This is a genomic window from Paucibacter sp. Y2R2-4 (assembly GCF_025717535.1).
GTDB lineage: Bacteria > Pseudomonadota > Gammaproteobacteria > Burkholderiales > Burkholderiaceae_C > Paucibacter_A.
This window is the reverse complement of sequence record NZ_JAJIRO010000003.1, coordinates 13,298-26,564: the sequence shown is the minus strand read 5'-3', so window position 1 is coordinate 26,564 and position 13,267 is coordinate 13,298. Positions and strand designations below refer to the sequence as shown.

The following is a 13,267-nucleotide window of genomic DNA, read 5'->3' as shown; positions in this document are numbered from 1 at the left end:
CGAAACGAGGTCCTTCAATCGGCGCAGTGCGGCACGGGAATGGTCGGGTGTAGCGCCTGTGAGGCACGTACACGGGAGGCATGCTCGGAGGCAAGACGGGCTGGCAAGCAGGTTTCAAAACATCCGCTCGCTCCAGCCCAGTGTAGGGCCAGCCTAGCGCCTGCCGCCGCGCGTCTGCCACAAAGGCTTTTTGCCCTTGAGGTGGCGCTCGATGCCGTCGTTCAAACGGCCACGCAAATCCACCACGGCCTCGACCTGGCCATAAACACCGGGGAAGCGCAGATCCAGCCACAGCCACAAGGTGCAAGAGCGCAGCGCCTGCTCCATGCGGTCCAGGCGGCTGTGTTCATCCACATCTTGCAAGAACCAGGGCGAGCCAGCGTTGCCGGTCAAGGCGTGGCGATGCGTCCAATCGAGGAACTGCTGCACTTGGGCATCGGTGCGGGTGTCGACCGGCGCTTGCGCATAGATAAAGCGCTGCTTCAGACCCAAGCCCTTGGCGCTGCGGTCCAGCTCATCGGCCAGCTCCAACATCTGCTCCAACTCGGCCACTGCGAAGTGGGCATCGTCCAGACGCAGCTGCTCCATGAAGACGCCCAGCACGGCGCGCAACTGTGTCAGCCCCAGCCGATTGGCAATCGTGCTGACATGCCACCAGTTGGGCGCCACCGCCGCCTTGAAGTCGCGCGGCGCGCGCGGCGTCTTGGGCAACAGCTCCTTCAGGATGCGCGCGGCCTTGGGTTCAGCCTCGCGCAGCACGCCGCAAAAGCCCTCGTCGTGCATGCCATAACGCCCCGCCCGACCGGCAATTTGGTGCACTTCGGAGACGGTCAAGTCGCGGTCGCCCTGGCCATCAAACTTGCTCAGGGTGCTGAACAGCACTCGGCGAATCGGCAGGTTCAAACCCATGCCGATGGCATCGGTGGCGACCAGAATATGGCTGGCCCCATTGGCAAAGCGCTCGGCTTCGCGGCGCCGCACCTCCGGTGGCAAAGCCCCGTAAATCACCGAGACTGGATGACCGGCGGCGGCAATCTGGTCGCGCAACATCAGCACCTCGCGGCGGCTGAAGGCCACCACCGCATCGCCCTTCTTCAGGCTGGCAATCGGCACCGGCGCGGGCAGCAGCTGCACCTCTTGCTTGCGTTCGAAATGCCGGACTGTGCAGCGCTCGCCGCATAGACCTAAGAGGTTCTCAATCGCGGGCACCGCATAAGCCGAGCAAATGATGATCAGCTCATTGGCAGGCACCGCCACGATGGCTTGAGTCCAGGCCCAGCCGCGGTACAGATCAAAAAGCATCTGCGCTTCGTCGATCACCGCCACGTCGATGGGCCGTGTGGTGTTGACCATCTCGATGGTGCTGGAGACCACGCGCGCCTCATCGGCCGGCACGTTCTCTTCGCCGGTCAGCAGCGAGCAAGGCACGCCGCGGCCGACCAGGCGGTCGCGCCCTTCCAGGGCCAGCAAACGCAGCGGCGCCAGATAGGCGCCGTCATGCGCTTGCGCCAGGCGCTCAAAGGCGGCGTGGGTCTTGCCGCTGTTCGGTGGGCCAACGTAAAGCGTGACCGAGCGCTGCAGATTGCGGGCGGTGTCAAAGGTATCGGGATAGCCTTGGAAGGCTAACTCGCTGTTCAGTCCGGCCAAGGCATTCAGCTCGGCGACGCGGCGCTCCCAGCGGTCTTGCGCGCGGGTGCAGCCGGCCTTCAGCTCCGGCAGGGCCTGCGGCGTGGCGCATTCGGCTTGCAAGCGCGGCAGCAATGAGTCCAGATGCTCGCTGTGACCAGAAGCGCTGCGGGCTAACAAGTTCTCTAAGTGGCTCAGCAGTTCAGCGGCATGGGCATAAGGTGGCTGCGGGCCGATGGCGGCTTGCAGAGCGGCCATATCGCCGTCTCTGAAATAGTCCCAGACTGGGCCCGCCTCCAGCTCCACGCGAAAAGCCACCGGCACCGTCCAGCCCGCTTGCGAGAGCTTCAGGCTCTGGCTGCACAAGCGTTCCCAGCGCAGGCCAAAGCGGCTGATGCCGGCGGACTCCAACTGACCGAGTCTTTGCTGCATCAAAGCGCGCACCGCCGGCGCAGTGCCGATCACGTCCAGATGGCTCAGTGCCACGCTGATCAAGTCCGGCGCGATCCAACGACTGGGCCTTGCACCCGGCACCGCTTTTTGCAGCAGGATCAAGCCCAGCTTGTCCATGCGATCTTCTTGGCGCTTGGCGTCTTCGTCCTCGCCAAAGTCCTCAGGCGTGCTGACCTGGGGCAACTGGTACGCGGCTTGACGCACACGCAGCAGCATTTCAGCGTCCAGCCCGGCGGGCAGGCGTTGCAGATGACGGGGGTTGGGCAGGGCCGGTGCGGCTTTGGGGCTGGCGGCCGGGCTCAATGGGGTTTCTTTTTTTGTTTCACTCACGCCGCAAGTGGAACACAGGCGGCCGTGCGGCTGCGGCCTGAGGTGGCGCCAATGGGCTTTGATCGCGGTCCTAGGGATGTTGGCGCAAGGTTCTTGTCCGCACACTGGCGGCCAAGCTTGCGCCACACTCGGCACAGGCAGTGAGGAAGCGAGGATGTTGCCATGCTGTTTCCTGGACACACGATCAAGGCCGGTGAGCCCGACGCCACCATCGTCAAAGCGCTCAAGGCCCAACTCAATTTGGTTCTGAGCTTGGCGAATGATCCAAGCCTGCGGCTCGATGAGAGCGAGGGCAGCTTTGGCGCCAAGATGCGCCAAGTGGTCAAGCTCTTTCAGGCTCGCCATGTGGACCCCGAAGGCCGTCCGCTGAAGCAAGACGGCGAGGTGGGCGCCATCACCTGGTCGGTCTTGTTCGGCCAACAAAGCGTGCCTCAAGCCGCCACTGCCCTCGACCCCTTGATGGCCGAGGTCATCAAGGTGGCTCGTGTTGAATTGGGACGACCGGTGCGCGAACAACCCACCAATTCCAACCGCGGCCCGGATGTAGAGAAGTACCTGGCCAGCGTTGGCTTGGACGGCGGCTTCTCCTGGTGCTGTGCCTTTACCTACTGGTGTTTCCAGCAGGCGGCCACTCAACTGCACCGACGCAACCCGATGGTGAAGACCGGCGGCTGCCTCAAGCACTGGCAGGATGCGCCGGCACGTGGCGCCAAGCTGATCTCGGCCGCGGCTGCCCAGGCCGATCCAGGGCTCTTGCGCCCCGGCATGCTCTTCATCATGGACCATGGCAAGGGCCTGGGGCACACCGGCCTGATCGTGTCGGTCAGCGGGGGTTTGTTGAACACCATTGAAGGCAATACCGATGCCAGTCGCACCCGCGAAGGCGGTGGCGTCTATGCCCTGGTGCGCAAGCTCAGCGAGATCAACAAGGGCTATATCGATTACGCCGGCGTGCCCTGAGCGCTGCCCCAATCGAGCCGCCCCAACCCCTACACTGACGCCTAAAGTCAGCGTGTCAGCGCCGCAGGGCGGCGCCAGGGGATTCCTTCTTGAAATCGAGTTCAGCCGCAGAAGTTTGCCGCTCGGCCAGCTTCGCTCGTTTGCTTCAGATGCAGGCCGTGCAACTGGCCGAGCAAGGGCCACGCCAGCACGGCCTTGATGATATTCAAGCCATGCGCGAGGCGCATGCCGCTTTTGACAGCGGCCCCGACCGCGTCTTGGCGCGCGCCGCCTTGCTGGCGCCACAACTGGGGCTGGACCATGAAATGCGCCATTGGCGCGGGCGCCTGCTCTTGGTGGCGGCGTTTGCCGCCTTGTTGGTGGGACTTTTGTCTTATGGCCTGGTCAACGCCGTGGTGGGCAGTGACCGGCGCATCAATGCAATGGCGGCGCTGGTGGCCGTTCTGGCCCCACATCTGCTGAGCTTGTTGCTTTGGTTGGCGGCGCTTGTTTTTGGTGGATCGGGGGGCGGCTTTCTGCCGGCGTTGTTGCGCGCCAGCACCCGCATCCCGGGCTTGGGCGGCGAGCCCAGCCGATTGCTCTTGGAGGCCATGCAAGCGCTCTTGCAGCGTGGGCCTGCGCGTATGGCCGCTTGGGCCTTGGGTCTGCTGAACCATGCCGTTTGGAGCTTGGCCTTTGTCTTCACGCTGCTGGGCCTGTTGGCGGCCTTTTCTTTCATGTCATTTCAGCTGACTTGGGAGACCACCATCCTCGACGCCAGCGCTTTTGCCCGCTTCGCCAGCTTGATCGGCTGGCTGCCGGCCCAGTGGGGCTTTGCCACGCCTGATGTGGGCCATTTGCTGGAGGGCAGCGGCGACCATCGCGGCTGGGCCATTTGGCTGCTGGGCTGCACCTTGGTCTATGGCTTGGGCTTGCGCCTCTTGTGCTTGGCGATCAGCGCCCTGGTCTTGTGGACTCAGCTGCGGCCTTGGGTGGGCGTGGACGTCAGCGACCCCTATGTGCGCCGTTTGCTGGCCCGCTTTGAGGCCATGCAGGCGGTCGAAGTCTTGGACCCTGAACACCGCCCCAATGCGGCCGCCACAGCGCCCCGGCGTGCTCAAGCCCCTACCCGGCCCGGCCTGGCGCTGATTGGCTATGAGCTGCCCCAAAGCCTGACCTGGCCGCCTTTGCCGGCCTTCAGCGGCAATCCCCAGCCCTTGTTGCAAGCGCGCTGCGATGGCTCGGTGGCGGACAAGCGGCAACTGCTGGCCCAGCTGCAATCGCTGCAGGCGCAAGGTCTGCTGCTGGTCTGCAATGCCTCTGCCAGCCCGGACCGCGCGACCGAGCGCTTTTTGCGTGACGCCGGTAGCCAGGTCGCTAGCCTTGCCGTTTTGTTGGCCGGCGGTGAGCTCAGTGCAACGAGTCTGCAGCGCTGGCGCCAATGGCTCGCGCAACTGGATGCGCCGCCCGATGCGGTATTCGATGAGGCGGCGCATGCGCTGACCTGGGCCGCCGCCTTGGGAGCTCAAGATGCGCGCTGAAAGCAGCCCGCTCAGCTTCGCCCTGGTGGGCCACACCAATGCGGGCAAGACGTCTTTGATGCGCACATTGACGCGGCGCGCCGACTTTGGCGAGGTCTCTTCGCAACCCGGCACCACCCGGCATATCGAGGCGCTGCTGCTGAAGGCCGGCCCGCAAACCCTGCGTTTTCTGGACACGCCGGGCCTGGAGGATGCACCCGCGTTGCTGGACTATTTGCAAGAGCTCGATGCCCGCCTGAGCCGTGAGCAGCGTTTGCAAGCCTTTTTGGGCGGCCCGGCGGCGGAGGGCGATTTTGAGCAAGAGGCCAAGGTCTTGCGCTGCCTGCTGGAGGCGGATGCGGCGCTTTTGGTGATCGACGCCCGCGAAACGCCCTTGCCCAAGTTTGAGAGCGAGATCGAGGCTTTGATGCTCTGTGCCAAACCCTTGATGCCGGTGCTGAACTTTGTTCAAAGTGCCGCCTCGCAAGAACCGGCTTGGCGGCGCCTCTTGGCTGCCCACGGCCTGCATGCCTATGTGCGCTTTGATGCGGTGGCGCCCTTTGTTGGCTCTGAGCAGCATTTGTATTCGGACTTGGGCGCCCTCTTGCCCCAGCGGCGCCAAGCTCTGCAAGCGGTGGCCACACATCTGCGTCAGGAAGCCGAAGCGCGCCATCTGGCCAGCCTGCGTTTGCTGGCCGAGATGTTGCTGAGCCTGGCGGCGACTCGCGAAGCGCTCGACAAGCCCAGCCAAGCCGCCCCGCAGATTCGCGCAGCGCGCATCCAGGCGTTTCGAGGCCGGGTGGCGGCACGCAGCTTGCAGGGTTTACAAACACTCTTGGCCTTGCACGGCTTTGCGCCAGACAGCGCTGAGGTGGCCGAGCTGCCGCAGCTGGCGGGACGCTGGGAGGCTGATTTGTTCGAGCCCGAGGCCTTGAAGGATGCCGGCCAACGCTTGGGCCGCGGCGCAGCGATTGGTGGCGCTATCGGCCTGGGGCTGGACGTGGCGCTGGCCGGTCTGTCGCTGGGCGCGGCCACCAGTGTGGGCGCAGCGGTGGGCGGGGTGCTCAGCCAGGGCGGTGGTTTGGTCGGGCGACGCTTGCTGAACAAGTTGCGCGGCAGCATCGATTTGAGCCTGGAGGACAGCGCCTTGCTGCTGCTGGCGCGCCAGCATCTGAGCCTTTTGGCCGGCCTGGAGCAAAGAGGCCATGCGGCTCTGGGTATCTTGCGCACCGAGCTGGGTTTGTGGCTGGATGCGCAGCAGTCAGCGGCTCTGTTGGGGGTATTGGCTGCGGCGCGCAGCCATCCCGAATGGGCCGAGGCCTCGGTGGCAGCGGCGCAGGACAAGCTGCGCCAAAAACACCTGCAGGCCTTGCTGGGCCAGTTGCAGGCGCTGGCCGGTGAAGCGCCTCAGCGCTAAGGAGGCTGCTTTACTTGTCGGCGGCGCGCTCGCTCACCAAACGCTGCATCAGCGCGAAGTAACGGTCGTAAAACGCGCCGGCCGGAATCGTCTCCGAGGCCACCTTCACCAAGGCGTCATCCGAGGACGACAAGGGCAAAGAGATCGAGCCGATGGCGCTCACGCCGATGCTGGTCGAGTTGGGGCTTTTCTTCAGCGAGTAGCGGTCTTGCAGCGCCGACACAAAAACGGTGGTCAGGCGGTCGCCTTGACCATCGGGCACGCAAACCACATTGAAGTTGATCTCCACATGCACCTCGCCCTCGGGCTGGAAGCGCTTGCGGCCATTGACGCGGCTTTTGTCCGGCAGGTCGCTGATCAGATAGCCCTGGCTCAGCAAGGCGCGCCGTGCCGCTTCACAGGTTTCTTCGACATTGCCGTCAAACAGGCGCGAAAAAGTCTCGTCGGCCTGAAAGTTCTCGCGCAGATAGACCTGCGACTTGGGCGCGGCCTTTTCTTCGCCAGAAAACGGACTGCGCAGGCTGGAGCAGCTGCACAGGAGCAGCAGCGCCGCAGCGCAGGCGCTGGCTCGCTTGAAAAATGTGGAGAGTTGGGCGGATCCGGTCATCATGGTCAGAAGGTCGGCTGCCACGGGGGCACGCATGAACCCAGAGCGCGCTGGGTCGCAATCAAAGAACTGGTGGAACGTCATTATCGAGCCAAGCGTTGACTTAATATGGCTGAGCGCCGTTCACCGCTCGCACACCACTTCACTTCACAGCGGGGAGATTCAGCATGAAGCACCGGGCATTCAAGACCTTGACGATGGCTTTGCTGCTGAGTGTCATGTCCAGCACGCCCTGGGCCAATGAGCGAAAAAGCACAGCCGAGGAAGCCACCGCGCTGATGAAAAAAGCGCAGGACTATTTGAAGACCCATGGGCGAGAGAAGGCCGTGCTCGAGTTCAACAACCCGGCCAGCCCCTTCAACAGCAAGAGCGAAATCAATCGCAATGGCGACCTCTACCTGTACTCGGTGGACCCGAAAGGTTTTCAAGTCATCCACGGCATCAACCCGCGCATCCGTGGTACCAATAAGTACGATATGCGCGATGTAGACGGCGTTTACCTGATCCGCGAGTTCGTTCGCGTTTGCTTTGCCACCCCCGAGGGCAAGGGCTGGGTCAATTACCGCTGGCCCAATCCGGTCAGCAAGCAGATGGAAGACAAGGCCGGCTATCTGGAACGGGTGCCCGGCACCGATCTATGTCTCGGTACCGGCATTTACAAATAGCCCAGCTCAGTCCACCGGCCCACCCAAGCTCGGGGCTTTGAGCGGCAATGTGAGACGCAGGCGAGTGCCGTTGCCGACGGCGCTGGACAAAGAGATGCTGCCGGCCAGCACGCCGGTGACTAAGTTGTAAACGATGCTCATGCCCAGGCCCGAGCCGCCTTGGCCCAGCTTGGTGGTGAAAAAGGGCTCAAACACATGGTCTAGGTCTTCGGGCGGAATGCCGCGGCCGTTGTCACTGAAGACGATCTCGACCTGTTCCTCGGCCATCAAACGGCTGCTGATACGCATCTCGCCCTGTTCGCCCTCGGCGAAAGCATGGGCCACCGAGTTGCTGATGAAATTGGTCAACACCTGGGTCAATGCGCCGGGATAACTGTCCATCTGCAGACCCGTACTCAAGTCCAGCACCACCTGATGCTTGTTGCGGTACATCGACTCCAGCATCAAGACCAATTCGGCAATGGTGTCCTTCAGATCAAAGCTGCGGCGCTGGTCGCTGGACTGATCCACCGCCACATGTTTGAAGCTGGAGATCAGCGCGGCAGCGCGATCCAGGCTGCGCACCAAGATGTCGGCACCTTGTTGAATGGCGCCCAAGACCGGCTCAATGCGCGAGCGGCGCGGCCGCTCTGAGCCGAACTCTTCCATCAAGGCGCGGCTTTGCGCTTCTATGGTGCTGGCCATGGTGACGCCATTGCCAATGGGGGTGTTCAGTTCATGTGCAATGCCGGCCACCAAGGAACCCAGGGCCGCCATCTTCTCGGAGCGCACCAATTCGCCCTGCATATTCTTGACCGTGGCCAGTGCGTCTTCCAGATGATGGGTGCGCTCAGAGACCCGTTGCTCCAGCTTGGCGTTCAGCTCCCGAATGTCCTGTTCGACCTGGCGCTGCTGGCTGATATCGATGACCGACAAGATGCCCACTGGGCGGCCACCGGTGTCGATACGACGGGTCGCCAACTGGCAGGTGAACAAGCTGCCGTCACGGCGCCTGAGCACCGCTTCGAAGCCGTCGATCTCTTCGGCCTTGGCCAGCAGGGTGAGATAGGTCTCTCGCTGCTGCAGGTCCTGCCAATGCTGGGCGTCCATCGGCGAATGCGCGGCCAGGTCTCGGCGATCCAGACCGAACTGTTTCAGCAAGGCATCGTTCGCCTCCAGCGTCTGCTGGCTTTGCACCAAAACCAGAGCCAGCGGAACGGGCGAGCGCTGAAACAGATCGACGAACTTGGCTTCACTTTCACGCAGCATGGCCTCTGATTGCTGCAAACGCCGCATATGCAGCAGCAAGACATAGGTCAGCAGCAGATGCAGGGCAATGAAGACGCCCGAGAACAGCACCCGGTCCCAGGCTCGTTGTCGCCAGGTGGCCAAGATGTCGTCATAGTCGCGGCCCAAGCCCACCACCAGGGGAAAGCCGCTGATCTTGCGGTAGCTGAGCAGGCGCGACACGCCGTCCACCAAGAGGCTTTGGTCCTGCACTGAGCCTTCCTGGGGCCCCGCTTGCAGGGACTGCATCGCCGGGCCGCTGCTCAGGTCGGCGGTGGCGGTTCGCGCGTCCTCCGGTGAGCGCGCCACCACAAAGCCGGCTTCGGCAAAGAGCTGCACCACCGCCCGGTTGTTCTTGGCCACATTCGCATAGATGCCGCTGAAGTAGTCGACATTCACCTCGGTACTGATCAGGCCCACATGGCGGCCGCCGCGCTCGTAGAGATTGCGCGCCATCGGCAGCACCAACTCGCCGTCAATGAAGCGCTTGAAAGGGCGCCCAAACACCAGGCCGCGATGCTCGGGGTTCTTCAGCAAAAAGGGAATGAACTCCCGCTCCTCGAGTGCAAACACAAAGGCCGGAAAGTCGGTCATGCTGGCCCAGCGCAGGCCTTGCAGATTGACAAACTGCAGGGCGTTGGCGGTGCGGCTGGATTTGAGTTGCTCCTCGATCAGCGTGCGAATGTGCTGATCGACCTCGGCCTCGCTCATCGGCCCCATGGCCGCAATCGAGGCAATCACTTCCAGGCGACTGGCGGCGGCCTTCAGCTGCTGGGCCGCATGTTCTTCCAGCAAGCGTGCGGTGACGAGGCCGCTTTGCCGCTCGGCTTCCAAGGTCAGCTCGCGATCCTGGCGGATGGCCCAGCCGGTCTGGGCCAAGATGGCGACCGAGGTCAGGCCGACAAAAATGCCCAGGATGGCGCCCGCATGACCCCATGCCAATGCACGTTGAAGCAGAGACTTGCCAATCAAGTGAGGCCTTGGTTTGAGCTTTGATGGGCGCCAGGGTGGCCGGGTTGACGATAGCAGAAGCCAGCCCGTACTTGCTAGCCGCTAGCATCCGGGTTGAACTTTCTGAGTCCGCATGAAAAAACAAGCCCAAATCAAGTCTGCCCTCGCTGCGCGCCTGAGCGCGGCCTCCGTGTTGTCGCTCTCGGCCTTGCTGAATCTGGCCCCGCCGGCCTTTGCCGTTCAGGCTCCGAGCAGTGCGCAAGTGCAGGCTGCCGCTGCTCTGCAGTTTGAAACCGAGGTGGATGCCTTTTTGGCGGACTATTGGCGTCTCGTCCCAGACGCCGCCGTGGCCGCTGGCCGCTTTGAGGCAGCCGCCCAGCTGCCAGCGCCCACCGAAGCGCGTCGGCAGGCCTTGCTGATTTTTTGTGAGCGCTGGTTGCAGCGTCTGGCCGACTTGCCGGGCCGCCTTCAGGCCGCCGGCAAGTCCGCGCTGACGCCGGCCCAGCTCGGCGATCTGGCCCTGTTGGATAACCATTTGCGCGCCATGCGCTGGAGCATGACCGAGCTGCGCAGCGATCAGTGGGACGCCAGCGAATCCAATGTGGCCGACCCTTTTGCTCAGTTGCTGAACAAGCCGGACTATGCGCCGGCGGGCCAGCGCTTGGCCTGGATCGATCAACGCTTGCGCCAGGTGCCGGCCTACTACCAAGCCGCGCTGAAGCAGCTGAAGAACCCCAGCCCGGTGCATCTGAAGCTGGCCATTGATCAGCTCGAAGGTGGCTTGGTCCTGTTCCGCGAAGACATCCCCAAGGCCATCAAGCAAGCGGGATTGAAGGGTGAGGCCGCAGCATCGCTGCAGCGCCATAACGCCCAAGCCCTGCGGGCGGTGCTTGCGCATATCGCCGCCTTGAAGCGCATAGATCGTTCGCTTGAGCAGTCCGGCGGTGGCCGCAGCTTCCGCCTGGGCAAGGCCTTGTTCGAGGCCAAGTTTGACTATGAGATTCAAGCCAGTGTGGATGCCGCCGGCCTGTATCAACGGGCGCTGGCCGACAAGGCGCGCCTCTTGCAGCGCATGGACGAGCTCTCGGAGCAACTCTGGCCGGGCTTGTTCGGCGATGCCGCCAAGCCGGCCGACCGCTTTGACAAGATCGGCCGGGTGATCGACAAATTGTCTGAGCGCCATGTGGCGCCTGAGCGCTTTGTCGACGAGATCAAATCGCAGATCCCGGCGCTGGCCGCCTGGGTCACGGCGCATGATTTGTTGAGCTTGGACCCGAGCCGGCCCCTGGTCGTGCGCGAGACGCCGGCCTATATGCGCGGCGTGGCTGGCGCTTCCATCAGCGCCCCGGGACCTTTGGACCCCAAGGGTGACACCTATTACAACGTCGATCCGCTGGACAAGTACACACCCGCCGAAGCCGAGTCTTTTCTGCGTGAGTACAACCACTGGATGTTGCAGGTCTTGAACATCCATGAGGCCATTCCCGGCCACTATGTGCAGCTGCTGCATGCGAACAAATCACCCTCCAAGATCAAGACCTTGTTTGGCAACGGGGCGATGGTGGAGGGTTGGGCCGTCTATGCGGAACGCATGATGATGGAGAGCGGCTGGGGTGCGGTGGACGGCAAGCCCAGCCTGGAGATGGGCCTGATGTACGCCAAATGGAATTTGCGCGTGGTCTCTAACGCCATCCTCGATTACAGCGTGCATGTGCTGGGCATGTCTGAGTCTGAGGCCCTGCAATTGCTGGAGCGCGAGGCTTTTCAGTCCAAGACCGAGGCCAAGGAAAAATGGCACCGGGCGCAAGTGAGTTCCGCACAACTGAGCAGTTACTTTGCGGGATTTTCCGAGATCCTGGCGCTGCGCGAGCAACTGAAAGCGCAGCGTGGCGAGGCTTTCAAGCTGAAGGCATTCCACGAAGAGTTCTTGAGCCATGGCAGCGCGCCGGTGCGCATGGTGCGGCGTTTGATGCTGGAGCAAGCCGCTGGTCTGAGGAATTAGGGGGTTGCTGGCACTTGTCAGCAAATCGACACCTAATTGCGTAAATGCTCGCGCAGAATGCGGGCGTTGCCGAGTCTTTGGGGGTGGGCCGCGCGCTGTCATCGCGCTGCGCACCTGAACCCAGCGGCACATTCCATCGTTAGCGCAACAGGGAGAAAGAGTCATGTCCGATTTGTGGAACAAGGTCAAGGAAGCCGCGCATCAAGCCGGTGAGGCCGTGGCAGAAGCCAGCAAGCAGGTGGCCGAAGTGGCCGCCGAGAAGGCGCATGAAGCCAAGCTCGCCGTCAGCGAGTTGGCAGACAAGACCGCCGAAGTGGCCAGCAGCGCCTGGGACTCCAGCAAGGAAGTTGCCAGCAATGTGGCCGAAATCGCCGCTGAAAAAACCCATGAAGCCAAGGCCGTGGCCGGCGAGGTGGCCGAGAAAGCCGCCGCCGCTGCAGGCGAGGCTTGGGACTCCACCAAGCACGCTGCCAGTGCCTTGTCCGAGAGCGCCAATGAGTTGAGCAAAGATGCTTCAGCATCGGCCGCTGAAGCCGCCGAGGCGGTGAAGAAGACGGTCGCCTGAGTCGCGCGTCAATTCAAGCCTGAATCGCCAAGGTCCGCGCCGAAAGGTGCTGGTCCCTGGCGTGCTTCACAATGCGGTTTCCTCAGAGATTGCTTAGAAGCCCCAGGCCATGCCCCTTCATTTCCGACAGGCGACAAGCGCCGATATTCCCGCCATGTCAGCCATTCGCCTGGCGGTGCGAGAGAACAAGCTGAACAACCCGGCGCGAGTGACCGTGCAGATGTACGAGGACTATCTCGAAGCGCTGGGTCGTGGCTGGGTGTGTGAGCAAGACGGCGTGGTGATTGCTTTCTCTTATGCCGCCAAGGCCGATGCTTCGATCTGGGCCTTGTTTGTGCATCCCGACAAAGAGGGCCTGGGTGCCGGTGGCCCCTTGCTCCAATTGGCGGTTGACTGGTTGTTCAGCCTGGGCCATGCGCAAGTGACGCTGGGCACCGAGGCCAACACCCGGGCCGATCGTTTCTATCAAGCCAAGGGCTGGACGCGCGGCGAGATGAAGGATGCGGTGGAAGTCTTCTACACCTTGCAGCGCCCACACTGAGTCTTGAGCAAAGGCATCACCACATCACCATGGCTTGGCTGATCATCAAATATCTGTTGACTGCCGGCGTGGTGGTTTTGGTTTCGGAGTTCGCCAAGCGCAGTGACAAATTGGGTGGCCTGATCGCTGCCTTGCCCTTGGTGACGTTATTGGCCTTGATCTGGCTGTATCTTGAAAAGCAGCCCATGGACAAGATCGCCAACCATGCGCGTTACACCTTTTGGTATGTGATCCCGACGCTGCCCATGTTTCTGGTTTTCCCGGCGCTGTTGCCGCGTTTTGGGTTCTGGCTCAGCCTGGTCTTCAGCGTGCTGATCACGGTGCTGTGTTTTGCCGCTTTTGCGCTGGTCCTGCGCCGCTTTGACATTCATTTGCTTTGAGATGC

General features: G+C 62.7%; 11 protein-coding genes. 8 read left to right on the top strand and 3 right to left on the bottom strand.

The window, feature by feature from the left end; all coding sequences use genetic code 11:
- Positions 1 to 153 precede the first annotated feature (153 nt).
- A complete protein-coding gene (locus LNV06_RS11275) occupies positions 154 to 2,409 on the bottom strand; it encodes a helicase-related protein (protein ID WP_263538381.1) in 2,256 nt (751 codons plus the stop codon).
- A gap of 162 nt (positions 2,410 to 2,571) precedes the next feature.
- Here LNV06_RS11275 and LNV06_RS11270 point away from each other — a divergent pair, with 162 nt between their 5' ends.
- The 3 genes from LNV06_RS11270 to LNV06_RS11260 all read left to right on the top strand — a co-directional run bounded on the left by LNV06_RS11270 (position 2,572) and on the right by LNV06_RS11260 (position 6,285).
- The gene (locus LNV06_RS11270) at positions 2,572 to 3,369 is read left to right on the top strand and encodes a CHAP domain-containing protein (RefSeq protein WP_263538380.1); all 798 of its coding nucleotides are present in this window, start codon (positions 2,572 to 2,574) and stop codon (positions 3,367 to 3,369) included.
- A gap of 89 nt (positions 3,370 to 3,458) precedes the next feature.
- The gene (locus tag LNV06_RS11265; protein ID WP_263538379.1) at positions 3,459 to 4,889 is read left to right on the top strand and encodes a DUF2868 domain-containing protein; all 1,431 of its coding nucleotides are present in this window, start codon (positions 3,459 to 3,461) and stop codon (positions 4,887 to 4,889) included.
- Positions 4,879 to 6,285 (top strand): GTPase/DUF3482 domain-containing protein, encoded by a 1,407-nt coding sequence (locus LNV06_RS11260; protein WP_263538378.1) that lies wholly within the window; start codon positions 4,879 to 4,881, stop codon positions 6,283 to 6,285. The genes LNV06_RS11265 and LNV06_RS11260 overlap by 11 nt, the downstream gene beginning before the upstream one ends.
- Positions 6,286 to 6,295: 10 nt before the next feature.
- Here LNV06_RS11260 and LNV06_RS11255 read toward each other — a convergent pair whose 3' ends face one another.
- Positions 6,296 to 6,895: a DUF2242 domain-containing protein gene (locus LNV06_RS11255; protein WP_263538377.1), complete on the bottom strand. Its 600-nt coding sequence runs from the start codon at positions 6,893 to 6,895 to the stop codon at positions 6,296 to 6,298.
- Positions 6,896 to 7,059: 164 nt separating this feature from the next.
- Between LNV06_RS11255 and LNV06_RS11250 the strand changes: the two genes are divergently transcribed.
- Positions 7,060 to 7,557: a cache domain-containing protein gene (locus LNV06_RS11250; protein WP_263538376.1), complete on the top strand. Its 498-nt coding sequence runs from the start codon at positions 7,060 to 7,062 to the stop codon at positions 7,555 to 7,557.
- A gap of 6 nt (positions 7,558 to 7,563) precedes the next feature.
- On the opposite strand, the gene LNV06_RS11245 is transcribed toward LNV06_RS11250, so the two are convergent.
- Entirely contained in the window at positions 7,564 to 9,795 is a 2,232-nt protein-coding gene (locus LNV06_RS11245) for an ATP-binding protein (protein WP_263538375.1), read from the bottom strand.
- A 112-nt stretch (positions 9,796 to 9,907) separates the two neighbouring features.
- Here LNV06_RS11245 and LNV06_RS11240 point away from each other — a divergent pair, with 112 nt between their 5' ends.
- The 4 genes from LNV06_RS11240 (at position 9,908) to LNV06_RS11225 (ending at position 13,262) form a co-directional block, all read left to right on the top strand.
- Positions 9,908 to 11,776, top strand: a complete 1,869-nt coding sequence (locus LNV06_RS11240; RefSeq protein ID WP_263538374.1) for a DUF885 domain-containing protein — start codon at positions 9,908 to 9,910, stop codon at positions 11,774 to 11,776.
- Positions 11,777 to 11,939: 163 nt separating this feature from the next.
- On the top strand, positions 11,940 to 12,341 hold the full coding sequence (locus LNV06_RS11235) for a hypothetical protein (protein WP_263538373.1): 402 nt from the start codon (positions 11,940 to 11,942) through the stop codon (positions 12,339 to 12,341).
- 154 nt (positions 12,342 to 12,495) lie between these two features.
- Entirely contained in the window at positions 12,496 to 12,882 is a 387-nt protein-coding gene (locus LNV06_RS11230; RefSeq protein ID WP_263538372.1) for a GNAT family N-acetyltransferase, read from the top strand.
- A 29-nt stretch (positions 12,883 to 12,911) separates the two neighbouring features.
- Positions 12,912 to 13,262: a DUF3147 family protein gene (locus LNV06_RS11225; RefSeq protein WP_263538371.1), complete on the top strand. Its 351-nt coding sequence runs from the start codon at positions 12,912 to 12,914 to the stop codon at positions 13,260 to 13,262.
- Positions 13,263 to 13,267: the final 5 nt, after the last annotated feature.

Coding starts and splice junctions, on each gene's coding strand:
- LNV06_RS11270 (WP_263538380.1), top strand. CDS start 2,572: ATGCTGTTTCCTGGACACACGATCAAGGCCGGTGAGCCCGACGCCACC.
- LNV06_RS11260 (WP_263538378.1), top strand. CDS start 4,879: ATGCGCGCTGAAAGCAGCCCGCTCAGCTTCGCCCTGGTGGGCCACACC.
- LNV06_RS11255 (WP_263538377.1), bottom strand. CDS start 6,895: ATGATGACCGGATCCGCCCAACTCTCCACATTTTTCAAGCGAGCCAGC.
- LNV06_RS11250 (WP_263538376.1), top strand. CDS start 7,060: ATGAAGCACCGGGCATTCAAGACCTTGACGATGGCTTTGCTGCTGAGT.
- LNV06_RS11240 (WP_263538374.1), top strand. CDS start 9,908: ATGAAAAAACAAGCCCAAATCAAGTCTGCCCTCGCTGCGCGCCTGAGC.
- LNV06_RS11235 (WP_263538373.1), top strand. CDS start 11,940: ATGTCCGATTTGTGGAACAAGGTCAAGGAAGCCGCGCATCAAGCCGGT.
- LNV06_RS11230 (WP_263538372.1), top strand. CDS start 12,496: ATGTCAGCCATTCGCCTGGCGGTGCGAGAGAACAAGCTGAACAACCCG.
- LNV06_RS11225 (WP_263538371.1), top strand. CDS start 12,912: ATGGCTTGGCTGATCATCAAATATCTGTTGACTGCCGGCGTGGTGGTT.